23 protein-coding genes are annotated in these 25,658 nt (G+C 50.0%); all 23 read right to left on the bottom strand.

What is annotated here, in order from left to right; translation table 11 throughout:
- Window positions 1-2: 2 nt before the first annotated feature.
- Window positions 3-1,346, bottom strand: coding sequence for an HlyD family efflux transporter periplasmic adaptor subunit (locus FMS18_RS16320; RefSeq protein ID WP_163295746.1), 1,344 nt, complete (start codon window positions 1,344-1,346; stop codon window positions 3-5).
- 72 nt (window positions 1,347-1,418) lie between these two features.
- Complete coding sequence (locus tag FMS18_RS20735) at window positions 1,419-1,514, bottom strand: efflux RND transporter periplasmic adaptor subunit (RefSeq protein WP_163295747.1); 96 nt, start codon at window positions 1,512-1,514, stop codon at window positions 1,419-1,421.
- Complete coding sequence (locus tag FMS18_RS16330) at window positions 1,511-2,104, bottom strand: efflux RND transporter periplasmic adaptor subunit (RefSeq protein WP_163295748.1); 594 nt, start codon at window positions 2,102-2,104, stop codon at window positions 1,511-1,513. The genes FMS18_RS20735 and FMS18_RS16330 overlap by 4 nt, the downstream gene beginning before the upstream one ends.
- A gap of 9 nt (window positions 2,105-2,113) precedes the next feature.
- Entirely contained in the window at window positions 2,114-2,932 is an 819-nt protein-coding gene (locus FMS18_RS16335; RefSeq protein WP_163295749.1) for an SH3 domain-containing protein, read from the bottom strand.
- Complete coding sequence (locus FMS18_RS21095; RefSeq protein ID WP_368854181.1) at window positions 2,880-2,999, bottom strand: hypothetical protein; 120 nt, start codon at window positions 2,997-2,999, stop codon at window positions 2,880-2,882. The genes FMS18_RS16335 and FMS18_RS21095 overlap by 53 nt, the downstream gene beginning before the upstream one ends.
- Before the next feature lie 272 nt (window positions 3,000-3,271).
- Window positions 3,272-5,887, bottom strand: a complete 2,616-nt coding sequence (locus FMS18_RS16345; RefSeq protein ID WP_163295751.1) for a glycosyltransferase family 39 protein — start codon at window positions 5,885-5,887, stop codon at window positions 3,272-3,274.
- Between the two features lie 109 nt (window positions 5,888-5,996).
- A complete protein-coding gene (locus FMS18_RS16350) occupies window positions 5,997-7,268 on the bottom strand; it encodes an ABC transporter substrate-binding protein (protein WP_163295752.1) in 1,272 nt (423 codons plus the stop codon).
- Entirely contained in the window at window positions 7,265-9,166 is a 1,902-nt protein-coding gene (locus FMS18_RS16355; RefSeq protein WP_163295753.1) for a DUF3131 domain-containing protein, read from the bottom strand. Before FMS18_RS16355 ends, FMS18_RS16350 begins: the two co-directional genes overlap by 4 nt.
- Window positions 9,166-10,572 carry a DUF3131 domain-containing protein gene (locus FMS18_RS16360; RefSeq protein ID WP_163295754.1) on the bottom strand — a complete coding sequence of 469 codons (1,407 nt, stop codon included), beginning with the start codon at window positions 10,570-10,572 and terminating at the stop codon, window positions 9,166-9,168. The genes FMS18_RS16355 and FMS18_RS16360 overlap by 1 nt, the downstream gene beginning before the upstream one ends.
- A gap of 106 nt (window positions 10,573-10,678) precedes the next feature.
- Window positions 10,679-12,091, bottom strand: a complete 1,413-nt coding sequence (locus FMS18_RS16365; RefSeq protein WP_163295755.1) for a DUF3131 domain-containing protein — start codon at window positions 12,089-12,091, stop codon at window positions 10,679-10,681.
- A complete protein-coding gene (locus FMS18_RS16370) occupies window positions 12,088-13,686 on the bottom strand; it encodes a DUF3131 domain-containing protein (RefSeq protein ID WP_163295756.1) in 1,599 nt (532 codons plus the stop codon). The genes FMS18_RS16365 and FMS18_RS16370 overlap by 4 nt, the downstream gene beginning before the upstream one ends.
- 10 nt (window positions 13,687-13,696) lie before the next feature.
- The gene (locus tag FMS18_RS16375) at window positions 13,697-14,740 is read right to left on the bottom strand and encodes a hypothetical protein (RefSeq protein WP_163295757.1); all 1,044 of its coding nucleotides are present in this window, start codon (window positions 14,738-14,740) and stop codon (window positions 13,697-13,699) included.
- Window positions 14,741-14,872: 132 nt separating this feature from the next.
- Window positions 14,873-16,219: a DUF3131 domain-containing protein gene (locus FMS18_RS16380; RefSeq protein ID WP_163295758.1), complete on the bottom strand. Its 1,347-nt coding sequence runs from the start codon at window positions 16,217-16,219 to the stop codon at window positions 14,873-14,875.
- Window positions 16,219-18,030, bottom strand: coding sequence for a glycosyltransferase (locus FMS18_RS16385; protein ID WP_163295759.1), 1,812 nt, complete (start codon window positions 18,028-18,030; stop codon window positions 16,219-16,221). Before FMS18_RS16385 ends, FMS18_RS16380 begins: the two co-directional genes overlap by 1 nt.
- A gap of 101 nt (window positions 18,031-18,131) precedes the next feature.
- Window positions 18,132-18,467: an STAS domain-containing protein gene (locus FMS18_RS16390; RefSeq protein ID WP_163295760.1), complete on the bottom strand. Its 336-nt coding sequence runs from the start codon at window positions 18,465-18,467 to the stop codon at window positions 18,132-18,134.
- A 129-nt stretch (window positions 18,468-18,596) separates the two neighbouring features.
- Window positions 18,597-19,343, bottom strand: coding sequence for a dolichyl-phosphate beta-glucosyltransferase (locus FMS18_RS16395; RefSeq protein ID WP_163295761.1), 747 nt, complete (start codon window positions 19,341-19,343; stop codon window positions 18,597-18,599).
- 8 nt (window positions 19,344-19,351) lie between these two features.
- Window positions 19,352-19,708: a 4-amino-4-deoxy-L-arabinose transferase gene (locus tag FMS18_RS16400; protein WP_163295762.1), complete on the bottom strand. Its 357-nt coding sequence runs from the start codon at window positions 19,706-19,708 to the stop codon at window positions 19,352-19,354.
- Between the two features lie 3 nt (window positions 19,709-19,711).
- A complete protein-coding gene (locus tag FMS18_RS16405; RefSeq protein WP_163295763.1) occupies window positions 19,712-20,062 on the bottom strand; it encodes an EamA family transporter in 351 nt (116 codons plus the stop codon).
- Window positions 20,063-20,485, bottom strand: a complete 423-nt coding sequence (locus tag FMS18_RS16410; RefSeq protein WP_163295764.1) for an ATP-binding protein — start codon at window positions 20,483-20,485, stop codon at window positions 20,063-20,065.
- A complete protein-coding gene (locus FMS18_RS16415) occupies window positions 20,482-21,453 on the bottom strand; it encodes a metallophosphoesterase (protein ID WP_163295765.1) in 972 nt (323 codons plus the stop codon). The genes FMS18_RS16410 and FMS18_RS16415 overlap by 4 nt, the downstream gene beginning before the upstream one ends.
- Window positions 21,450-22,601, bottom strand: coding sequence for a SpoIIE family protein phosphatase (locus tag FMS18_RS16420; protein ID WP_163295766.1), 1,152 nt, complete (start codon window positions 22,599-22,601; stop codon window positions 21,450-21,452). The genes FMS18_RS16415 and FMS18_RS16420 overlap by 4 nt, the downstream gene beginning before the upstream one ends.
- A gap of 172 nt (window positions 22,602-22,773) precedes the next feature.
- The gene (locus FMS18_RS16425; protein WP_163295767.1) at window positions 22,774-25,224 is read right to left on the bottom strand and encodes a PAS domain S-box protein; all 2,451 of its coding nucleotides are present in this window, start codon (window positions 25,222-25,224) and stop codon (window positions 22,774-22,776) included.
- 5 nt (window positions 25,225-25,229) lie between these two features.
- Window positions 25,230-25,583 (bottom strand): PAS domain-containing protein, encoded by a 354-nt coding sequence (locus tag FMS18_RS16430; RefSeq protein WP_163295768.1) that lies wholly within the window; start codon window positions 25,581-25,583, stop codon window positions 25,230-25,232.
- Between the last annotated feature and the right edge of the window lie 75 nt (window positions 25,584-25,658).

Below are 25,658 nucleotides of genomic sequence, written 5' to 3' on the forward strand. Positions count from 1 at the left end.
CACTACAGCCCTGTGGCCTGTCGCAAAGCGATAAGCGGACGCCTGAACAGATAATAGGCGATGGAGACATGTTCGCCGTAGACCTTGGCTGTTCCCTGCAACCCGATACGGGGCACATCCTGTGTTTCATCGAAAACAGCGGTCACGATATGGGCATAATCTCCTGCGGGAGTGCTTTCCGGCATATAATCCGAATACTTGACCCGCCCTTTAAGGGGGTTGAGCGGATCACTGTCCAGAAAAACCAGAACTTCATTCCCCGGCTCAAGCAGAACAGCATCCTTGACCGGAAGCATGATCCTGACCTCCACCCTGCCCGGATCGGCAATACTCATGATTGCCTCACCTACTGCCACCGGACGCCCCTCCCAACGGTCCGGGGGCGGGGTGACCGCAACACCGGGGATATCGGCGGTAAGACGGGTCCGGGCCAGAATATCTTCAGCATACTCAGCTTCTGCCTTCCGCTGCTCCACAAGGGCTTTCTGTTCGGCCAAAAGTTCCAGACTACGGGCATTGACGAATGCCCCTCGTCTTGAACTTGAATACTCCTCTTCAGCCACTTTGAGAGCTTTTCGGGCTACTTCAAACCTGTTCCGCGGCTCGGTATCATCAAGCAGGACCAGCAGTTCGTCTTTTCCCACACTCTGGCTGGAACGGACAACAATCTCTTTGACAACGCCATTAATGGGAGCTGCAACCACAAAAGGGTCAGCCGGAACCACTTCTACCGGGGCCAGTGCCGAAAGCCGCACCTGAAGAACAAACAAAAGAATAAAAGCAATAATCGAAAGAATAAAAACCGGCCTGCGCGGCAATGAGGTCAAGGCTTTTCGAAATGTTATACGCGGCTTGTACAATTGGAGGGCATGAGCGCAGGTTTCCCCGAAATGATTGAACAGGACCTGATTATTCTCACTGAAAGATTCATCCGAAGCAAACAGAAGTGCTCCCATGTCTCCACGCTGGGCGGAAAGGGGCAGCCAGTAAATATGTGCCGGACAATACTCCCCCCATTCACGGGCATCACGTTCGTCCATTTCCGTGCGTTCAACAAGGTGGGGAATTCGTCCTTTATCGCTGTTCCAGATTCTTTTGCCGACCCGTTCAAACCATTGCACAGCCGGGACATTGCGATCCACAAAAGGCTGGTCGGAGAGAGCTTCCATCCGCAATTGACCGCCATCAGCAACCATCAGGCAACCCATGGAATAAGGAACCAGATTCCGGGGTTCGTTAACCATGACAAAGCTTAAGCCTTCACGGCTTTCGGCGTTCCTTACTGACCTTTCAAGCTGGATCAGAATTGAGAACCTGTCCGGGGACGTACGGCCTGTTTCGCCCACAGCTTACTCCGGGCCTTTAAAATATACTGATCCCCCCATGCCGGGAACAAGAAAACCGTCAAGTCCCTTCAACTACACCCGCACGGGCAGGGTTTTGCTGACCGGGTCAACAGCCGCACCCACGGCTTCAACAACTCCGGAAAAAGTCTTCCCGGTCTCATCAATCACGAAATTGACGGATGACCGCGCTTGACCCATTTGAGCCAATTGGAAGGGATAATCACTTCTGCTTCAAGATCGGCAGGATTGACGATTTCAATAAGTTCCTGCTGGGCCTTGACGGACTGGTGCGCCCGGACATCAACCCGAACAACCCGTCCGTTGAACGGATCCCGGACTATGCAACGTCCTACCGCCAGCTGGGCAATGCGCAATTCAGCCTGCTTTTGAGCCAGCTCTGCCTCATCAAGAGCCAGTTCAACCGAACCGATGGAATTAAGTTTCATCAGCCTGCGGTCATTGTCCACCTTGGCTTTGACCCCTTTCAGGGAGGCTCTGGTTTTGCTCAGTTCCGCCTTGAGCATGGAACAGTCAAAGGCCAGCAGAACTTTGCCCCTTTTAAAAGATTCGCCTGCCCGGAACGGAACAGCCGCCACCCGCCCGGAAATCTCACTGGAAAGGACCACCCGGTTAACGGCCTTGATCAATCCCCTTGCTTCCCATTCCTGACCGATTGAACTTGATGAATCCTGCGCAAGACAAAAAGACGGCAGCAGCATTAAAAACAACTGAAATAGAACCAATGCATATTTACTCATCGGGCCACCTTAACGGGAACCCGCAGGACTTGTAACCTGCACAAATTTTTCGGCTACCCAGAATTCCACGCCCCGGCACACAACCTTAAGCCACTCTCCCTCTTTTTCAAGCACCCGGAGTTCAGCTCCCTTATCAAGATAAATTCCCGCAAGAGGGGCATTAGAAGCAGGTCCTTTGCGGGCATTCAGACCACGGACCACGACAATGCCTACAGAATAATCAGGCACCGGAGCCACTCCCGCATTACCGTCCGGTCCGGGCTGTACAAACGGCACTTCCGCAGGCGCGACCTCTTCCCGGTTCAACGCCTCAGCCACCTCATCCAAAGGTTTCCGTGCTGAATCCTTCACAACCGGAACCTCTACAACCTCGGAGACTTCCCTGACTGCCTCAGCTTCCTTTACTTTCGCATCACCGTTCAACATCGGGGGAGTAGCTATTTCATCATCCACATTCAGGCCGAGATATTTATCCAGATCACGATTCTGCCATTCTTCGATATTCTTTTTGATGGAACGGGCCAGATCTTCGGTTTTAAGAGAGTCCACTTTTGCCGGGACCGGATCAATACCGATGGAAACAAGCAAACGTCCGAAACTGTCCTGAAGTTCCGCATAAGCAGAGTCATTGCGGACCTCGGCCAGCAACATGTTCAGTTCCTCGCGGATTAGGGCCTGTCTGCCGTCTTTGGCTTCGGCCTCGGCCCGGACCTGTGTTAAAATCCGTGCCTGGACATCAAGGTAGTCTCTGGAAAAATTGTGCAGCCGTCTGGCCTCAATGTTGCTGACCTTGGCAAGGCTGACCTGCATAAGCACGGTGGCGGACATGGCCAGCCGCAGTTGACGATTCGGCAGCAACGTCAGCAGCTGTTGCCACTGCGGCACCATCATACATAACCCGCGGCTCAAGGGCCGCGATCAAGTTTTTATGCCCCCAAAAACCGTACAAACCAGAGGACTATTAATATTTATGCACTATTGTTAATATAGGCAAGTATAAAGAGACAAAAAAACACACAGCATTAACACACTGCGGGGCTTTACTTTTTATGGAGCCAACGAGGCGAATTGAACGCCCGGCCTGTCGGTTACGAATTGTCTGGCGAAATATTGCGCTTACCGCCGGAAACGAATGTCATCCCTTGATTCATATGGACTGCCGCTATTTCAGTTCACATCAACCCCAGAATACATCCCCTCAGCCGGAAGCCCACCGTTTAGATCGTTGCCGATACTTAATGATTTAAATGTGGTGCGGGCAGCCGGGGTGCATTTGCCACTGTAGTCCTTACCGTCAATGGTTAATTTTATCCCTCCGGCATTCCATGAAACATTTATTTCGTGATTTTCTCCCTTTTTCCAATCTTTGATTTCCTGTCCTACAACGCAGGAAGGCTTTCCTTTTTCCCAGCGGATAAGTTGCAGGAAGTCTTGCGGGGTCTTTTCAAGATACATGGAACCCCGGTTCCAGTCATGCCCGTTAAAAGCCAGCAATGCCCGTTGCTTTCCATCTCCGGCAGGCCAGTCAGGGCTGAAAGTGAAGGATATTTCACCGGAGACAGGACCGGATGATTCATTTTTTGGAGTCACGGCAGTAAAGAATTGCTCGTGACCGGATACGAAACCTTTTCCTTCTGTGCCGGGAGTTCTTCGTCCTGTCAGATCAAGATCATACCAATAGGCCGGGAATCCTTGCCCTTTTTCGTGCAGTTCAGCAGATTGCGTTTCGTTAAGAGGGGCCTGAAAAATCATCAGGTCGTCATACTGAGCCGGAGCCGGGAATTTATTCTGGTGGTCCGCTCCTAGGTGCAAGGTTTTAAAGTCCGGTTGAAATGGTGAAGATAAGCCGGAAATGGCATACTGTTTTCCATCAAGGTAAATCATGGCTTTCTTGCGTTCCCAGACAATACTTATTGTATGCCACTGAGCAGACAGTTTAATGGGCGGTCCCTGAATCATACCGCTGTAACCGTCTCTGAAGAAAATAGCCTGTAACCTGTCATCGGGAGTCAGCTCCAAGAACACGGAGCCCTTGTCCCATTTGGGTCCTTTAGCCATGAGCAGCATGCGTTTGATTTTTCCGTCTTTCCATTCCGGTAGAATTCGAAATGACAACGCACCTTCTCCGGCTTTTGTTTTCTGCGCAAACCTATATCGAAGTTTTGAATCCGCTTTGGTTTTGAAAGAATGTACCCCCGTTTGTTTGATATTCTTTTTTTCAATAATCAGGCTATCCGCTAAGCCGGCAACCAGATCGGTTTTGCTGGCTCCCGCAGTTCTGCCTTCATCGCCTTTGCGCAGATAATTCTGCATGCGTCCGGCATCGTATTTTGTGGCGCGGATGGACTGAAAATGTACCAGAATAGGATTTGTTTTCACCCCTTCCTTGAAGTCTTTGTGCTGCTTGATGAGCCTGTTTTCTGAAAGCAGGGCCGGGACTTCTCCGCCGGGATCAGAAAAGAATTCATGGGCCTGCACCAGCCAGACAGTGTCGAATTTGTCGGTCTCGCCACGCAGGTCCACATGGCTGAAGGCTTGAATAATTTTCGGCTCGCCGTCATCAGCAAAATAATAGGTGAAAGGCTCGTAAATCCACGGGGCACTGAGCACCACAGCTTCGCCGGGCTTTATATTTTCTGCTATGAATTGCGTAACTTCGCGCCATTGTTCTTTGTCGTAAGTAGTATAATAGAGCCAAAGCCCGTGAGCTGTGGCAGCTAGAAACATACCCACAACTGCCGAGCGCAGGAAAACAGGCGCGAACCCGGATATAATCAACCCTAGAAACAGACAGAATCCGGGCAGAAACTGGATGGCGTAACGTTCTACATAGATGGGTGAAAGAACGAGCGAAACAGCAAAAGGCGTAAATACTGCGCCTAGGAACCAAAGGGTCAAAAAAAGTACGCTTCGTGTTTCTGCCGGTATTTCGAGCGGTACACTGAACCTTGCACGCAGAGGCGGGATCAATTTAATTGCTGCAAACCCGAGCAAAACAAGCCCTGCAACCGCTAGGGGCAGCACTCCGCCTGCAAGCTGGATGAAGGTCCGCCACGCGGTAATGTGGTCCGGGACCATGACCCAAGAACCGGGACCTTCTCCGCCCAGTTTGGCCAGGACCTGCCGGAGCAGAAAGTACATCCATGGTCCGAACAGGACCAGCGCGCCGACATTCACGCCCACCCAATTTACGAATCGCTTGAACCGCCCTCCGGGTCTGCCTGCCCAATCCACAACATAATAAATCTGGTGGAAGAGGATGATAAACACGGTGAAGGTATGGGTGTAGAGCATGAGGGAGACTGCTACGGCGTAGTATGCGAAATTGAATCTGTTCTGTTTTTCAATGAATTTTAGCAATCCATGGCAGGCCATGAGGATAGCGCAGAGCAGCATGGTGTAGCTGCGCGCTTCCTGCGAAAAATTGATGCCCATGTAGGATACTGCCAGAAACAACGCGCCCAGCAGTGCCCCGTTGCGGTTCATCAATCTTCTGCCGACCTTATAGGTCAGGTAGACCGCCAGCACACCGAAAATGGCTGAGATCATGCGCAGGGCTGTTTCTGAGATACCGAAAATCTCGGTCCAGATATGCATGATGAAAAGATACAAAGGCGGGTGAACATCGCGGGCGCAGTATTTGATGATCTCAGCAAAGCTTTTGGTGGCATAGGCAACGGTCTGTCCTTCATCGATCCACAAACTTTCGTCTGCAATGCCGTAAATACGCAGGACCGTAGCCAGCAGCAGAATTGCCCATAATGAGTAATCTTTTTTTATCATTGTAAGCCTCCGGCGGCCCTGCCGGGGGCCTTAAACCATCTTTAAAAAAAGGGTTTAAGAATCCCAAAAACTTTTAATAAGGCTTCGCCGCTTTATATGATTATTCGTGCTAGTACATTATTCCTTTTTCTATCTCCAACATCCTACGCACAAAATTCAGTGTTTCCATATCGGTCTTCAGTGCTTCTTTTAATAGATCGAGCATTTTGCTGGCAGTATCATACCAGTTATCCGGGGATTCATTCAGCTCCAGTGCTCCGGGGGCTCCTTTGCTCCGGGCGTAAAGTGCGCGTGCTGGTTCCGGGGCCATGCCGGGCAGTTTTTCACCGTATTGCTCAGCGGATTTACGTGCGGGCAGGATGTATTTATTTTTGAGGCGCATAAAATCCGCACGTTCTGATGTCAGATGATGGAGTAATTCAAGGGCCTGTTGCGGGTGCTTGGTGCGTTTGTTTATGGCATATCCACGGGTCCAGATATGGTTGACCCGGTGTGCTTCCGGCTTGAGCATGGGCAGGAAACCGACAGCTACATGCTCCGGCCTGACCGGGAATCCTACTTCTTTGGAAAGACTAAGCAAGTACCAGACGTAATTGCCGTTGATGGACATACCCGCACGCCCGGAGCGGAATTCGCCTTCAGAAATAACGTGATCAAACTTTTCATAGTCGGGCTGGTTTTCCTGCACCAGAATTTTGAAGGTTTTGTAGACGGCAATATGTGCGGTAAGGCGGTCTTCCTCTTCTTGTCCGTCCAGTACTATCTGGAGCAGAGTGTAGTAAAATTTGTAGAGATTCAGACCCTTGGAAGGGAAAATTAGACCTTGGATGTTATGTTTCTTTTTTATGTAGCGAGTGGCGGATACCAGCTCTTCAAGGGTTTGTGGCAGGCCTGATTCCGGGAGCAGATCTTTGCGTCCGTAGAGGTATTGTACTCCGATTAATGAGGGTAGACCGTACAATTCTTTTCCATATTTATAGCCAACAACTGCCGGTTGCAGGAAATCCATTTTTTCGCGGCGCGGCAGGTTGTCGTACCATTTACCAATGGGCAAAAGCAGACCTTCCTGCGCGAAAGAGGCTGCCCAACTTCCGGGCATTTCGATAATATCCGGCTGCTTTGCTTTTGGATCACGCAGCATGCGCAGAGTTTCTTCGCGGATGGTCCACTCACTGTATTCCGGGATGACCTCAACCTTTATTTCCGGGTGGATTTCTATGAAATCATTGATGGAGCCGATTTCTGTGCTGTTTTTTTCAAAGACTCGGTTCACATCCCCGTAAACGGTAAGCAGAGCCGGATTATCCGGGGTGGGAGATTTTGCGCAGCTTGTGAGCAGTATGAGAATAAACGCTAGAACCTGTAGCTGGTGAAATTTCATTGATTCCTCCTGTACATGGCGGCTTCAAGTATCAAGCCGTTTGTTTCAAGGGTTACGGCTTTATTGATTTTTCCGTTATCGTACTTCCCTGCCATAAAACCTTTTTCAGGAGCGTGCAGGGTTGAAAGTTCCTGTACTAGTTTACGGGTGTAGGCTGTATTAAACAGCGCGTCCCAGCAGAATCCTGTTGCTGTGGAAGCCCAGAACAGCGGTAGTGATTTGTCAGCATATGGACTGATGCATTGCCATTCGTTTTTTCCGCCGGAAGTGATTACTACGCTTTGGGCCACCCACGGACTGCGATCGATGCGCCCTGCATCAGCAGCGGTAAGTTTTCCGTTTTTCTTGTTTCGTGCTGCTTGGACTTCGTAGATGGAGCGGATCATGCGGTCCTGCTCGGTATCAGTCCTGCCCAGTTCCATAAGTATGAGCGTAAACGGGGTGGATGATATGGCCGGACCGGATTTATTAAACGGAACCTTGATCCCGTATATTTTCTTGAAACCGAGTTGCGGGCGGTAATCGCGCACTTTCCACGCATTCAGATTCCAGAGTTTTAAAGCCTCAGCAGCGTATGATGGCAGCCCGAATCCTGTTTCAGGCTGAAGTTGTTCTTTGTTTAAATAAACAGACAAGCTGTTAATTATTCCGTCATTAACCAATCTTTCCGTGCGTAAGCGTTGGAAAATCTTGTCACAAACAGATTTGAATTCGGGATGCAACTCAGCTGTCTTTTTTATCCAGAGCAGTAAGCGGGCGATGTCCGGACCATTCCAGCCGATTCCGCGCGATGTAGGCTTCTGGTCTTCCCCGACCATACGTGCCGAATCCGCGAAGTATAGTTTATTGGGCAGTTCGTTGTTGTAGAGATCCATAGAGGATAGGGTTTGAAGCATCAGTCCGGCCCGTTGCCGAAACTCAGCATCAGTGATGATTTCAAGACGGTGGGCCGCGTTGAGGGCCGCAAGGGATGTGCCGATCTCCCAGACCGTGGTCACCGGGTACAGATCAAGACCGTTATATAATCCGGTGGCGGGCTGGTAATTGCGCTGAAAATACTTCCACGCAATACGCGCGGCCTGCATATATTGCTCGCTTACAGCGGGCTTTTTCTTTTGTGTCGAAGCCGCGTAGGAAGCCGCTGCTGCCGCGCTGCTGTGGTCATGGGGAACATCATTTACATGAGAAGGAGCAGAGGGATTTTGACTCGGAATGGGGCGTGCCACCGGACTTTGAGCAATATTCTGCTCATTGAGTTTGCCGGAAGATTGCGGCTGCCCCCAGACGCCTTCGGAATAAGGGATGACCGTAACCGGAGCTTCTGCACCGCCACCCATTTCATTCCAGATCTGGTCGGCGGTCATTTCGCGGCGCAACCCCGGAGCGGGACGCTTGTAATGTTTAAGTCCGAAAAGTTTCCATGCGGTAGAGAGTCTCCCTGCTTCCGGGGGCAGGTTCACTGCTGGTCCGGCAAATCCCGGCGATTGTCCCGCGCCAACTGCCGCAGGACCGGAAGCCCCCAGCCTTGCAATTTCTAGCTGCTGATCGAGGGTGGAGCGCACCTGCTGCCAGCTCATGCCTGCTCGGGCAAAACGGGCGGTAGCCATGCCCCATGACTCATAGGCCCGTGCATTTCCGGCATTCTCAGCCGCACGCGAAGCCATAACAAAAACCAGACCGCTTACTTCCGGGGAAATACCGCGCAGGTTGCGGGCCAGATCATCCAGCAGCAAGGCTGACGGATCATATTTGCCATTTTTATAAAGCACCACAGCTTCAGCAAAAGTCGGGCTTGAGACCAGCTGTCCCAATCCGTCAAAGGCGGCATAAGCTGTATGGACAGTAGATGCCACCAGTATGAGCAGCATAAATATAATTATGCGCAAAGGTTTAAACATCACATGTCCTCCCTTTCCCTGCCCGGCAGGCAGCGGGGATAGTCGCTCATGGGTAATTCTTTGCGCAGGTAAAAATCTATATAACTCGGTTCCTTGGCGACCCGCACCAAAGCCCCGTCCAGACGGTGCAACAGGGCCTCAAGGACCACCGCGTTTGTTTCCAGCACCATGACTTTGTTGATCCGCCAGTTTTTTTCATAGCGCCCTTCAAACCAGCCTCGGCCTTCTTCAAAAAAACAGCAGGCTGCGGCAGCCATAATGAATTTTGTGTAATCCGTATCCCAGATGGACCACATGCCGAAAATTGCCCGTGTGGAAAACATTGCCAGATCATAATGCATCTCACCACCACGGGAGATGGTCGGCCAGAGTTTACCCTCGGCGGTAATAGTACCGATGACTGCATAAGGAGGTTTATCGACCCCGTTTTCGCTGCGGGCAGTCATAATGCCCTCACGACGGTAACGCTCTTCCTGAATCTCATAGATACCCCGCGCGATTGTGCAGCGTTCAAGGGCGTCGTCTCCGCTATGATGTTCTTCCGGCACGCCCACATCCGAATATCCGAACTCCATTCCTTCAAGCAGAAACGGCGTCGAAGTGAGATAGACCGGAACTCCGGTAGTAATGGAATCGCGAGGGTCATAAGGAATCTTACGTCCATAAATTTCAATATAGCGAAGCGGTGAAGGCACAGATGATTTTACATCAATGCCCCACATTTCATACCCGCGTGCGGCGTAACCTTCCCAGCCCAGCCGTCCTTCGTGGATGAATTCGGTCTTACCGTTCACAAATCGACCACTACGCAACGTACCGTCTTTGTCGATGACCATGCAGAAATTCCAGCGCAGCACTGCGCGGTCCACGCCTTCGGCAAAGAGCGGATATTTTGTTTTCAGCACCCGCAGCCAGATCAGCAGCCGCCCGATATCCATGGAGGAAAATCCGGCCTTGCCCGGTTTCATATCAAACCCGACCATGCGCCCGGTATGTGAATTGTAAATAAGATTAGGCAGTTCCCCGGCGTAAAGTTCCATGGCATTGAGCCATTCCACCAGTTTTCCCACCCGCTGGCAGAACCGTCTTTCATCTAAAAGATCCATCTCATGAGCGGAGATTAGAGCGGAAAGATAAGCCGCAATTTCTCCAATGGACGTATAGGGATAATTCTCCGCGGCATTAACCAGCCCGGTCTGCGGATTGTAATTTTTCTCAAAATATGTCCAAGCCACCTCCGCAAACAATTGTCCGCGATCCGACAAACGATGGCAGTCTGTAAGCACAATATCTCCACGGTCATCGCCAAAATCGAAGCCGCATTTGACTGTCTCGTAAACAGCACCGCACCCTGCCAGCAGGTGCAGCAGGATAAGAGTTAATATGACGGCTATTCGTTTCAGCATCCAATCTCCATTCAACACGGCGAAGCCCTAATAAAAGTTTTTGAAGAGTCCAGAGAAACTTTTTCCAAAAAGTTTCTTTGGCCCCCGGAGGGCCGCCGGAGGCATCCTATGGATCATACTTATGTATAGTAATATACGGCTGATACTTCCATGGTGGCAGGGCCTTGGAAGGCAGCGAGTTGTTTTCAAAAAACTTGTTCCAATAACTTTTTTTGTTGCTGTACTTGAGCAATTTACCCTGCGCCTTGTAGAGCAGGATTTCCATGATGACGCCGTTTCCGTTCATGGTGATGGCCCGGTTGATTTTTCCGGTTTTTTCGTACCGGCCCACATAAAAACCTTTGCCCGGCTCGAACATGGTTGAGGCGACCTCGGCTAAAAGATCGGTGTAATCAGACTTGAAAAGCACCCAGAGACCGAGGGCCGCCTTGGTGTTCAAGCAGGCAAGCTCGGGCATGGCTTTACCTTCGTGGCTCAGGGTCGCATAAGGAATGCCGTGCCCGAGGATGGTGTCGTAGACAAAGTACGGGGCCTGATCCACGGCATCCTCGGTTTTGGCGGTGAGTATCCCGGTATTTAAGAACCGTCCTTCCTGTGCTTTGTAGACTGCCCACGCAAACTTGGCCTGCATGGGGTCTGTATGCTTATAAATGTTGGTATTGTGGTTCTCGGGCAGATCCCAATTGTGCTCAATGCCGTCGAGCACGAAGTTTTCAGTAACAACAAAATTCGGGGCGTGTTCGTTTTCAGGATCACGGGCGTCAAAGGGAATGGGCACACCGTAAATGGTGACCGTAGAATAAGGATGGATCTTGGAGGCGGCGGTAGTGTCAGCTCCCCAGAGCCCGAAGCCGCGCGCGGCGTATTCCTCGTAACCGAGCCTCCCTTCAGCGTAGTGAATGAGGTTGTTCTCATCGCGCTGGTAATAACTGGCCCCGAACATAGTTCCGTTGCGGTCCATGAGTTTAGTCCAGTTCCAGCGCATTACCGCGCGGTCAATCTGCTCCGCGTATTCGGGGTGGCGTTCTTTGATGATACGTAGCCATATGAGCAGTCTGCCGAGATCAAGAGCGGACCAGCCGAGTGCGCCGGGCTGGTTGGACCAGTCCACCATGGCTCCGTTGTCCGCGCTGTAAAACTGATTGGGCAGGTCTCCTCGGAAAAGCTCCATGACATTCAGCCATGAGATGATTTTGCGTATGCGCGAATCGAATTCTTTGTCATCAATTAGTCCCAGTTCATTGGCTGAAAGGATAGCCGCCATGTGCGCGGAAAGGTCCCACATGGTGAAAGGGGAATAATTGGGTTGCGCTCCGGCCAATCCGGTCTCAGGATTTACATTGTTCTGAAAGTAACTCCATGCGGTTTTGGCCCATTCAATTTCGCGCTCGGTAAGCGGGCCTTGGCGCGGGATCTGACGCGTAGCAGGCTTGATTCCCGCCATGCATGTAGCGGCGGAACCGAGCAGCACAATCAATATGCTCAGGGCAAATATATATTTAATTACCCGTATGCTCATGGTTGCGGCTCCGTTTTTCTGGTGTCCAGCATGGGCTGGAATTGCTGCTGAAATTTTTCCGGGGGCAGCCCTCGTGCTTCGAAAGATTCTGCTTTAAGGGTCAATTCCCAATATCCGGGTTGCTGGTTTGATTTGAATAGCGGCCCGGAAAGCATAAAAGCCAGCGATTCAAGAATTACGGCATTGTCGTTTAAAGAAATGGCCTTGTTGGTGGCCCCGCCGTTCTCATAAGAACCGGCATACCAACCCCCGTATTGATCAAAGAGCGGTTCAACTGCATCCATGAGCAGGTCCGTGTATTGCCCTTCGAACATGGCCCAGAGCTGAAAAGCGGCCCTGGTTGAGATGCAGGCCTGCTTGGGCTGGGGATTACCGGATTTATCCATGGTGGAGAAGGGATCTCCCAGCGCGAAAACCGAATCGATTACAAAATATGGCGGACGATCCAGATTGTGGCCCGATCGTGCTGTTAGCATCCCTTCAACCTTATAACGCGATTTCTGGACAGCGTAGAGAGCCTGAGCCAATTGCAACGCCTTTTGATCAATTTTCCAAGTTTCATAGTCAGTACCTTTAGCGGGAATCAGCCAGTTGAATTCCATGCCGTCCAGCAGTGGCGCGGTTGTGGTCACTGCTCCGGTCTGACGCGGCTCTCCCTGTGGACGAGGGATGGGCGAAATCTGAGAGTAGCGGTTATCAAAAGGCAACAGGATGTTGTTGACGGTAATTAAAGAGGTCTTATCCGACTGCACTGAGCCATCAATTTTAAAACCCCAGAGAGCAAAACCCTTGGCTGCGTATTGCAGTTCCCCGAAGCGGCCTTCGCGATATGAATGAAGTTGCCCGTTACGGTAGTAGGAACCGTAGAGCAGTCCGTCGGCATCAATGAGCTTACGGAAATTCCAGCGCATGACTGTGCGGTCAATGGCGGCAGCGTGGGTAGGGAATTCATTACGTACAATGCGCAGCCAAGTAAGCAGTCGTCCGATATCGAGGGCTGAATGTCCGTCTTCTCCGGGCTGGTTGATACCGTTCTGCGATTGTCCTGTGCGCCCATTATAAAAAGTGTTCGGCACTCCCAGTGAGTTGAGTTGCATCTTGTTAAGCCAAGTGACCAGTTTGGTCATTCGCTCGTGAAATTCAATATCTTCCAGCACGCCGATCCGCTTGGCACAGGTAAGTGCGGCAAGATATCCGGCAACGTTGGTCATAGTCAGGCTGTCACTGCCCACCGCTCCCTGTGGCAGGCCGGTTTCCGGGAAGACCGTGCGGGTGAAGTAGGCCCATGCGTAGCTGGCCATTTCCTGCTGTTTTTCCGTCAGTTGTGCCGGTTCATTTTTGGACCAGAAAGAATTGGCAGATGCAACGCGTCGCGGCTTTATTTCAGCCGTTGCAGTGCGATAAGCAAAAGGTTCGCCTTTGCTGCTGTGTATGTAATTTTTACAGCCGCAAATGAGCAGCAGCAAAACCATAAAAATAAGTTTTGATGCGCTACGCGCTTTTTTGATGATCGCATTTCGCCTCCGGCGGGCAAAGGGGATAATCCCCTTTGCAATCCCTAAGGGTGGTCTCTGCGTATAATTTCTTTTGTTCATCAGCAAAAAATCACCATTCCATGTATCTTGGTCCCCATGGGGGCCTTGTTTTGCTCGGTTTGTCTCTTCTGCGTCCGTTGTCCCGCCCGGTGAAAAATTCCCAAATGGCCTGTAAATCCAAATTATAGCCGAAGAAGACCGAGCCATCCATTAAGTCGCCGTCCTTGGCACTGTTGCCCCAAGGAAAACCATTTGGGGCATAGCTTGAATAGGCCAGTATAAATCCTCCCGGTGACCAGTCGTAGTACCCGAAACCGTAGGTGAAATCCGGGTCCCCGGCTGTTGTCTGGGACAAATCCGGGTAGAGGTTGCCCTGCGCCCATGCGCTGATATTTCCCCAGATTGGTATTGAAAAACCAAGCCCGAACCATTGTTTCCACCAGCGTCCTTCCTGATATTCCGGGGTCAGGTTGTAGGAGGTCCAGCCTAAAATTCGGGCCTCATCATCCGGGTGCAGTAAGCGTACTACCTTTTCGGGAACCTCGAACCTGTAGGTGGTGGTGATGGTTCCCTGATTGAGATCGGTAAAATCCTCCCCGGATTTGGGCGAAAGCCTGTTGCCGCCGTAATTGGAATATTCAATGGACAAGGTGTCCGGGGCATAGTTGGCGACTCCGAAGCTGTAGCTGAAATCCGGCTCGTACCCCTGCTGGTAATTGGGGTCTGCATACTGGTAGAAAGTCAGCCTTCCGTAGTAAGGCGAGAGTCCGTTGAACCCGATGGTCTGGGTAAAAGACTGTTTGACAATTTCTTTGGGAGAATTGCCGTCCTTGTTGGACTGCTTGATACTTGTCACCGCCGTGGTGTAGCCAACGTTGACGGACATCTCCCGTGCCAGCACCTCGCCGAACGAGCTTTTGCCGTTGAATTTTTTCGTATCAATTTTAAAAGAGCGTTCCAGCATATCCCAGAAACTCCAGCCTTTTTCGTCCGGGTCATGCAACTTTTTCAATCCCGGTTCAGGGATGTTTTCCATATAAAGGTCGGATGCGTGGCAGGGGGTACTCAAAAAAAGCACCAATAAAATCAAACCCGTACACAATTTACCAACCATCATTTCCACCTAATTAAAAGCCAAACACCTCGTTAAACAAAGCGGCGAAGCCCTATTAAAAGGTTTTGGGATTCTTAAACCCTTTTGCAAAAGGGTTTAAGGCCCCCGGCAGGGCCGCCGGAGGCATGCCTTTTACTTGCCCTGAATACGTAGGAAGGGACCGAATTTCTTGTAATAAAGGGTTTCCAAGATAATCCCGTTGGTGTTGCAGGTATTGACCGCGTTCACTCGTCCGTCATCTTCATAGATCCCGGCATAAAAGCCGTTCTCCTCAGTTGTTAATTCTGAAATTTTATCAACCAGTTTCGCGGTGTAGTCTGTTTCGTATAAAGAATGCCAACCCAACGCGCCCTTGGTGGATAGGGTCCTCCAGTCCGGAGACTGCAGACCTTCGGAAGTGATGCAGGCCCACTTTTTACCTTCGCCGTAAACCGTGTTGTAAACAAAGTACGGGTCTTCACTGAGCGCGGTTTCGGTCACCGCAGTGAGGATGCCTTCATTATCGTACCGTTTTTCCTGTGCGAGGTAGACGCGGTAGGCGAATTCCCTCGAGTAGTGATCAAAGCCGAATTCAATGCCGTCGAGGATGTACGGTTCACTGAGCGCGTAAGTGTGCGCCCCGAATATGGCTGAGGTCCGCACATCCACCGGGACTTCCACGCCTTCGATCTCCACCAGCCCGGTATGGTCGAGGTAGTTGTAAGCTTCGCTGATGTCGAAACCGAGCAGGGCAAAAGATTTGGAAACATATTCCTCGTAACCCAGCCGCCCTTCCTGATTCAGCTCTTCGGCTCCGTTTTTGTAGGTCACTCCGTAAAGCACGCCGTCTTTGAACATGCGCGTGTAATCCCAGCGGGAAATGATCTTGCGCACCCTCGGCGTGTATTCGCTGTACTCGTAGAGTATGACATTCAAAGGAACGAACAGCCGACCGATATCAATGGCACTCCAGCCCGTACCGGTTTCAGATGGTTTGTTCTGGTAGTCGGTCATGGAAAGCGACTTGGTGTCGTAAGCCTTGTTGGGCAGCTCGCCGTTATAAAGGGGAATACGTTCAAGGGCATCCAGGGCCTTTGCCATGCGGGTGTGGAATTCAGCGTCTTGGATAATTTCCAGCCTGTGGGCTGAAATCAATCCCAGCAAATAGGATGCGGTATCCCAGAGAGTTGTGAAATGGAATCCGGCAACAGAATCAGCCAATCCGGTATCGGCATTGTAGTTGGTTTCGAAGTATTTCCACGCCGTGCGGGCCATGGACATTTCTTCAGTAGAAAGATTGCGCAAGGGCGGACGGGGAATATCTTCGGTGAATTCCACGGCGAGCACGGCCCGTCCGTTTTCGTCCGTCCCTGCTAGGGTACGTCTTTCCTGAAGGTGACTTAGGTCCGTCAGGAAAAATATGATGAATCCGGTGGTTATCAACCCCAGAATTACCGCTATCTGACTGCGCATTTCCATAATTTGTTTTTTTAGGGTCATTATAACAACCTACTCTCATCAGTTTTCCATGTTGCGGCTCTTACGATCACCATCAGTGATGACATGTTCAGTAGCGACCAGAATGTTGCGATGATAAAACCTAACAAATCATATTCATAGCCTAGGGCCATACGGCCCAGATACCAGATGATCCCGGCCACATTCAGCGCGATTACAAATAGTTGCGGCCTGACCAGATCAAGCCGCGCTTCACTTGATCCTGTTTTGGGCGTGACCTTGAATTTAATGGTATCCCCTTTAAGTACGGTCCAGATGGCTTTGATGTTCAGAGGGAAAAAAGCCACGTAATATTGAACATTCCTGAGCGTATTCACTCCCCATGTTCCGAGCATAAAAGTAATCTGGCTGATCAACTGGAAGCTGAGAATGTGAATAAAAAAATCAAGGTCAAATCCTTTCACCGGAACCAGTCCGGTGAAATAAAAGATAGGCGGGGTGATCAGGAAAACCATCATCCAGAAGGCCGCGAAATATGAAAAGGTGGAGGCGAAATACATCAGCCTCTGACCTGTGCTCAGGCCTGGCAGGGTAGCCGGATTGTCCCGGCGCAGCAGATCCAGCGTGCCCCCGGCATATTTGAAATTTTGGGTCAGGTAGGCTTCAAGATCCTGCGGGGAGAGCATTTTGGAAAGAACTTCCGCATGATGGATGGATTTCCATTCCCGGCTGCGGTCCGCATGCAGGAGCATGGATGTATAGATGTCTTCTGAGACGTGATATTTGTAGGGTGTAACCTCGGTATCGCTCATGAATCCGCGTGCTGCACCCAGCCGGACAGCGTCGGAAAGTTCCGGGTCATCCATATCTTTGCTGGCCTCGCGGGCGTGCTCTTCCACTTCGTCCATATAACGCAGCAGGGCGGCGCGTAAAACAGCTTCACGTCGATGTAATGACCCTGCTCCGCAGCAAAATGAAGCATTGTAATTCATACGCCGCCTTTGGATGCAGTCGTAAAACATCCTTGGATCACTGCCGAAAATGTCTTTACCCACTTGGATTTTGCCGATCATGCGTTCAATAAAAGCACCAAGTCTGCCAACTTTTGAACCAAGCTTACGCTTAAGAAAATATTCCAGCCCTTCACCTTCGGGAATATCGTAAAACCATTGTGGAGTCTGGACCCATGCCACATCCGGGTCGCGAAAATATCCCATGGTCCGTTCAAGAAATTGCGGGAAAGGACGGGTATCGGCATCAAGAATTACAATGATGTCGCCGTGGGTCAGCTCCATAGCGTTACGCAGGTTCCCGGCCTTGAAGCCCCGGTTATCCGTGCGGGTAATGTAATTGACGCCCTCTTCCATTGCCACTGCGCGCATTTTCTCCCGTTTGCCGTCATCCAGCACGTGGATTTTAATGTCCACCGGGTGGGGATAGCTCACCGCTTTGGAGTCGCGGATGGAGTAACGCACCAGTTCCGGGTCTTCTGTGTATGTCGGCAGAAAGATGTCGATACTTATGGGCCGATCTTCGGGCGGCCTTTCATTCTCGGCCATAATCTCGCTGGTCATGGCCGGGGCCGGTTTGATGGGTTCGTCCTTGTGCGCCCAGAGGTTCACGATGAACAGGGTTGTACTCAGGAAAGACAGAGTTTCAGCCAGTGCCAGCGGAATAGAGAACCAGAGAGCTTCCGTGTTCAGGGAATAGAACCAGCGCCAGTGAAAATACCAGACGCCCATACATATATTGATGGTCGCCAGATACTGGTACAGGAACTGCCGCGCAGCCGAGAACGGAACCGGGCTATACGGTTTCCTGTGTTCATATTCCGTGAAGTAGAAGTCTTTCAAAAGAATGCCTCCGGCGGCTTAAACCCTTTTGCAAAAGGGTTTAAGAATCCCAAAACCTTTTATTAAGCTGTCGCTACGTATGCATTGAATCTGCATGAGTACTAATAACCTTCCAATGCATCTTTTTCACAGGGGAAACTTTGCAGGACTTTATTCAGTCTTGTAAGCCGCAACAGTTCTTCAACCTGCTCCTTTACTTCACAGAGTTTGATGTCACCTTTTACGCCGACCTGCCGCAGAGCGGAGATGATGGCTCCAAGGCCGGAGCTGTCGATGAAATCCACATTTTCCAGATTGAGCAGCAGCCGCAAATTACCTTCCTCAATCAGCTTGAGCAGGGTGTTTTTGAAGTCTACCGCTGTACTGGCATCAAGGCGATGGGTACCGGGTTTGATCACACAAATATCGTTTACGTTTCTAATATCAACTTTCAGCATATCTAGTCCTCCTTAAATTCAATACACACCCTCAGACAAAGCGGCGAAGCCCTATTGGAAAAGTTTGGGAGAGTCCAGAGAACCCTTTCCAAAGGGTTCTTTGGACCCCGGAGGGTCGCCGAAGGCCTCTTACAAATTTCTATGCAACATCCGAATGCGCATCACATCCATGAACATGCGGATTGAATCACGCAACGGGTCCACTTTTGATCCTTCGGCATGCTCCCACTTAACGGGCACTTCCTCGATGCAGTACCCAAGCTTGCGGGCCAGAAATAGCTGCTCCACATCAAAGCTGAACCCGTACAGCTTCTGCTTGTCGGCGATTTTGTGGGCCACCTCGTTGCGGAAAGCTTTGAATCCGCATTGGGTGTCTTTGATCCCGCGAATTGCGAACAGCCCCACCACTGAGTTAAAGATGAAACTCATCAAATCACGGTAAAAGGGTTTTTTCTCCACTTCCGATTCCGCCATGCGCCTTGAGCCGATGGCAATATCGCAGCCCTGTTCGAGTACGGGCAAAAGCTTGTCGATCTCCCCAATGGGCGTGGATAGGTCGGCATCGGAAAAAAGCACAAATTTGCCCTTGGCGCGCAGCATACCGCGGGCCACGGAAAACCCCTTACCAACGTTTTTTACGTTCTCCATGATGGCACTTACATTCTGGTCCTTCATCTCCTGATTGTAGATATCCACGGTTTTGACCACTTCGGTTGTCCAGTCCCGGCTGCCGTCATCCACGATGATGATCTCGCTTCTGTACGGCTGCCCGTCGAGGAACTCCTTCACCGTGTACAAGGTATCGGCAATACGCTCCTGTTCATTGTAAGCCGGGATGACCACCGAAAGGTAATATTCAAAGTTTTTATCATTCATGAGAAACCTCATTTTTTGGCCGTGAGTACTACTCCTGCTGATATTACCAGAATTCCGGCCCAGCGTGTTGCTGAAATTTGATCCCCGAACATCCACCAAGAGCCGATAGCCACCAGCACGTAACCGGAACTAAGCAGCGGATAGGCATAACTGAGATCCAGACGGCTTAAGACCGCCACCCAGATCATCATAGCCAATCCATAGGAGACAAGGCCTCCGAATACCCACGGCTGAAATACAATGGCAAAAGCGGTCATGATGGACGGATCGCCCAGCGGGCCTAGTACGGTCATACCCTTTTTCATGAAAAGCTGCCCCAGAACACCGAGAATCACCGAGCAGGCAACAAGAAGGTAGGATTTCATGATCTAGCTCCTTGAAATCAGGACGATGCCCAGTATGATGGTTGCGATGCCGATATAACGGTGCATGGGGATTTCCTCTTTAAAGAAATATTTTGAGGCGATGGTTACCAGTACGTAGCCTAGACTCATCATAGGATATGCAAGGCTCAGCTCCATGCGCGAAAGGACCATGAGCCACAGAAAAGCCCCCAGTCCAAGGGCGGTGATGCCCATGAAGATATGGATGTTTGCTGCGGCGGCAATAACAGATTTGCCCCCGGACATTTCTTCCTTGATCCGCACCGCGCCAAGCTTCTGGAAAATCTGACCCAGAGTTGTCATGGTCACTGAGAGGACGACAAGCAGGTATTCCATTTATTTATCCCCTTTCGGTGCAAGTTGTTTTTCCATGGTCAGGATATTTCCGTCCTGTCTGCGTTCATATTTTACCGAGTCCATGACTTGTTTGATCAAAAATAGACCGTAGCCGCCTTCCTGCGGGGTATTAAGGTCAGGAGTCTGGATCAATTCAAAATCAAATCCAGGCCCTGAATCTTCCACTTCGATAATTAATTTGGTCCCATCTGAGATTAAGCGCAGGGCAATGCTGGAATCCTCTGGAGAATTACTGTGCCGGATCGCGTTGGAGACTGCTTCGGAAACAGCAAGATCGATATTCTGCCCTGTTTTTTCGTCCATAGGCAGGATGGCCCTGCATTGTCTGACCATTTCTGCACTGATGGACATATTTTTCAGGTTCGCGCTGAATCTGCGGTTCATGAAAAGTGGTTTGTTCATGCTCCGTCTCCGGTACAACGTAGGGTATGAATTGTGATTTCCGGTGGGCAATTGAATCGGGCCTGCACACCGGAACATCCGGCTCCGCGCGAAGTGTAGCCGGACATATTTTTGTGCCTCCAGCTGCCAGATGTCATAGAGCGGGGACAGGTTGCGTGGGTGATGATCGGAATTCCTCCGGGGAGGCAGATTTGACCGCCATGGGTATGACCGCAGATATATAGTTCCACGGAACGGGCGGCAGCTTCCGCATACAGTTCAGGGGAGTGGCTGAGCAGAATTGTAGGGCAGCCTTGAGGCCGGGATCTAAAGGCCCGACCAAGGTCATGGGTGCCGTAGAAATGAGGATCATCCACCCCGGCAAGAAACAGATCCTCCCCGTTATGTTTGATGATTTGCCCTTCGTTAAGCAGAATGCGCATCCCGCTTTCCTCAAGTTCAGGTACTTGTTCAATGAAATCGTGATTTCCCAGTATACCGTAGACTCCGTGGGGAGCATTTATCTGGGTGACCAGCCGGGACATTCCTATGGCGGAAGGTTTATGGCTGTGGTGGGTAAGTAAACGGTAATCCCCGGTAAATACGCAAATATCGCAGCGCAGAGGGGAAATCATGGAAAAAAGGGTCTCGCCGCCGTCAATGAAACCGTCAATGTGGATGTCAGTCAGGTGGAGTATTTTGAATTCATCAAATTGTTCCGGTAGTCCGGGGATAATAACTTCGTTCTTAACTATCTTAAAATCAAGGCTGTTACGCCTGCCCCGTTCACGCATTCTGCTCAGACGCAACGCCGCGTCCACAAAATTTATAAAAGTATCCAGATTTTCCAGATGAATGCGTCCGAACCCTTTCCCATATATTGAAGCGGCATGGTCAACCTGCATTCTCAAACGCCGGGAAACAGCTTCTTCACCCATGCGCCGGGCGAGCGATGAATAAATATCGTATGGCAGAGATTTGGAACTCATGATTGTTCCCCGGTGAATTCAAGGCAGCAGATGGTTACATCGTCTTGCAGGGGCCGATTGTCGCCAAAGGCCAGCATTTCATTATAGACTCCGTCCAGCAATTGTTTTGATGTTTTTTTGTTGTGATCAAGTACACAGGATTCTAGGCGTGGTGATCCGAATTGTTCTCCGCTTGGAGATTCATATTCTGAAAGTCCGTCGGTGTAGCTGATGAGGCGGTCTCCGGGATGGAAGGGGACGGTGTCCTGCTCAAAAGGTATTCCCGCATTTATACCGATGACGCTACCGCCTTTATCCAGGTGTTCAATGCTGCCGTCCTTGCGCAGCAGAAGTGGCGGCAGGTGTCCGGCACTGCTGTATGTAAGGGTCTTTTTTGATTTGCTGATCACACTGTAGAACATGGTGAAATGTTTATTCATTCGTTCAATGGGAAAGTCTGCATCAAGTTGTTTGAGTAGTTCTGACGGAGGAATTACCTTGTTCTGTTGTGCGGTGAAATGATCAGAGCGTGAGAGCAATCGGGAGACGGAGATCGCCGCCAATGCAGCAGAAACTCCATGTCCGCTGATATCCAGCAGGTAAAAGGAGGTTTTGTCCGTATCAAGGGGAACCAGATTGAACATGTCTCCGCCAACGTCCCCGCTTGGCTTGAACAGCCAGTTTAAGCAGACATTGCCCATAGTGCATGTTTCTTGAGGCAGGAAACTTTTTTGGATGAAAGCCGCAGCCGCCAGATCTTCTTTGATGATACGGGCCTTATGTTTATTGCCGGTAATCAGTTTATGCTGCTCCAGCCCGGCGTTGATGACACTGGTGATTGTGTCACGCTCCGCAGGTTTGGTCAGAAAACGGAAAACGTGTCCTTGATTCAGGGCCGTAAGAGCTGCCTTGATGTCCGCATGCCCGGTCAGGATTATCCCGATAACGTCTTCATCCAGCTTTTCAATTTCTACAAGGAATTCCAGTCCGTTCATATCCGGCATTTTAAGGTCGGACACAACAACGGGATATGGGCCGTTCTCTTTAAAAAGTGCCAGCCCTTTTTCGGGATGGTCGGCAGTATCAATTTTAAATTCTTTACGCAGCAGACTACGAAAGGAAGTAAGTATATTCGGGTCGTCGTCCACAAAGAGAATTCTGGGCTTCATCAGCGCAAACCTCAACAAACCTGTATAGTGTTAAGCTTTGGTATGATAATAGTCTAAATTCCGGCAAAAGGTCTATTAAATAAATAGTTTTTTAGGGTTAAAGCGATATTGGCAAGGCCGCAATAGATCTCATCTTTTGATCGATGTTCTTATAATACAAAGTCTTGCGTAATTAACTGAGGGGCAGTTTAATTGTAAAAGTTGTGCCTTCATCTTGGGTGGATTCAAGGTCTATGGTTCCGCCGTGCTTGGCAACGATAATATCGTGAGCAATAGCGAGTCCTTGCCCGCTGCCTTCTCCTACTTTTTTAGTCGTAAAAAAAGGCTCGAATATTTTATCTTTGACCGATTCGGGGATACCGGTTCCGTCGTCGCTGATGCTGATTAACACCTCATCTCCATCCAAATATGTGGAAACAACTATTGTTCCGGTTTGACCTGTTCCTTCATATTTATCCTTGATGGCGTGGGCGGCGTTGACGATCATGTTCAGTAGGACCTGATTTATGTTGCCTTGAAAGCAGTTGACCAGCGGTATGTCCCCAAGCTGCATGTCAATTTCAGCAAAATACTTCCATTCATTGCGTGAAACTGTAGCCGTGTTGGTAATCAAATTATTTATATTCGCAGGTTGTTTCTTCTGTTGTCCGGGATGTGAAAAATCTTTCATTGCCTGCACAATTCCGGCAACGCGGCTGACTCCTTCCTGAGCGCGGTCACAGGATTGTGGGATTTCATCGACTAGAAATTCAAGATCTTCGTCTTCTGCAACTCGGTCACGTTTTTTCAGCAAATCCGGGAAAAGACCGGATTTACGGCACTCATCAAGAATGCGGCTGTCCATTTTGTGAATTTTCAGAAAATCTGCAAATGCTTCTTTTTGAAAAAGGACTGAGTTGCCTACATATTGAATGGGGGTATTAATTTCATGGGCAATGCCGGATGCCAATCTGCCGATGGATTCAAGCTTGCGGGCCATTTCCAGCTTACGCTCAAGATTCTTACGTTCTGAAATATCAAACAGAATTACAGCCAGATGCGGACGGGAACCTATGGTTATAGGCAGAACATGACGGGTAACAGGCAGGGTGTGCCCGTCGTTGTCGAGAATTATAGTTTCCCTGATGGATTCTGTTTCATATGATCTGGGACATATTTCTTCCAGATATTGACCTTGATCGGCAAAGATTCGATCGCAATTGCGGCCCAGAATTTTTCCCCTTGATAGCCCGAACATGTTTTCCGCTACTTCATTTGTTTCGGCAATGGTTCTTTTTTCAAGGTCGATAATAAGGAAGGCTGCGGAAATTCCATCCAGCAGAGAACGCAACAATTCCCTGTTCTGGCGTATTTCTGTTTCGGCTTTTTTACGCTCAGCTACCTCTACGGTAAGCTCTTCAGTTTTGCGGGTCAGGTCTGCGGTGCGTTCATCAACCAATTGCTCCAATTGTTCGTTGAGCATTCGAAGCTGTCGTTCCTGCTCTTTGCGTTCAGAAATATCACGCACAATAGCAGTGAACATGACAGCATCCGGGGTACGAATCTCATTGATAGAAAGGTCGATGGGAAAACGTGAACCATCCTTGCGTACTGCTTCTGCTTCTCTCCCTATCCCGAGAATTTTAGCTATGCCTTTTTTCAAATAACGCCTGATAAAGCGGTCATGGTTAGCTCTCAGTTCTGGGGGTACAAGAACTCTTACATTTTTTCCAACAAGTTCACCGGAATCGTAACCGAAAATTTTTTCTGCTGCCGGATTTATGGTTAATATTTTACCTGTTGAATCGGCAGTGATAATGGCATCGATAACTCCATTGAAGAGAGCGGATAGCTTGGCTTCACGGTCTTCGAGGGATTTTTGGGCCAGTTTCTTTTCGGTGATGTCACTTTTGATGGCAATAAAGTTGCTGACCTTTCCATTTGCATCCATTACCGGGGTGATGGTTTGCTCTTCATAGTACATTTCGCCATTTTTGCGACGGTTTATAAGTTCTCCGGTCCATGATTTACCGGCAAGGATTGTAGACCATAGCTCTTTATAAAATGCAGGTGGCTGCTTTCCCGATTTGAGAACTTTCAGAGTTTTGCCGTAAACTTCGTCAAAACGGTATCCGGTCATGGAGGTGAAGGCTTTGTTGATCCAATGTACGCGCCCTAAGTTGTCCAAAATGACAATGGCATCTGCAGCTGCGGAGAGGGCGGCTCCCTGAATGCGATATTCGGCCAGTTCTTTTTCTTTTGACGAATCTCGGGCGATAATAATGGTTGTAGGCGGTCCTTCCAGCGATTGGAGATATTGAACTTTGACAACAAAAGGAATGTTGCCAGATCCGAAGGTGTAGTTTCCTTGTTGCGAGCTTTGATTGCGCAGGGCTACAGAAAGGGGGTGAGCTTCTGGAGGCAGTTCCTGTTCCCGCTGGCAGAGAGGAAACATTTCTATAACAGGTTTGCCCATGATGAATATGCGTTTCAAACCGATTAATCGCGCAAAGCTGTCATTGCACCATTTTGCCTTGCCTTTATCGTCGGTCCAGAGGATAGCTTCATCAATTGAGCTAAGCACCGCTTCAAGCCGTCCTATTACGGAACGGAGTTCGATAATAAGTTCATCCCGCCCTTTCATGCTGATCAGCCTTCCTGCCGGGATGTTATCTGTGCAGCAAATGTTTTTCGTCCATTAACGGTTCCGCTTAGTATGTAGTGGTCTGCAAGTACAACAGAACCGTCCTCTTTCACTATTTCAAGGTCGAGATGTTGGCCCAGCAAGGATGCGTGTCCTGTTGAAGCATAAGCCGAAAAGCCTAACTGATGGGCATCTCTTAGCGCGGAGGGAATAATGGTCGTCAGTGATTTACCTACAAGGCCGGATTCGGTCCAGCCGAATTCTATGGTAAAGGGGGCGTTAATTGCCGTGATAATCCCGTTGATATCAGCAACAATAACCGGCTTGGCGGTGATGGCGAGAAGTTCTTCGAAGGTCATAATCCAGCTCCTGTATGCAAAGTCAGTTTTATAATCATCTTAAGCATGCCACAAAGACAGGATTTATGACAAGGT

It is taken from the genome of Desulfovibrio sp. JC022 (genome assembly GCF_010470665.1).
Classification (GTDB): domain Bacteria; phylum Desulfobacterota; class Desulfovibrionia; order Desulfovibrionales; family Desulfovibrionaceae; genus Maridesulfovibrio.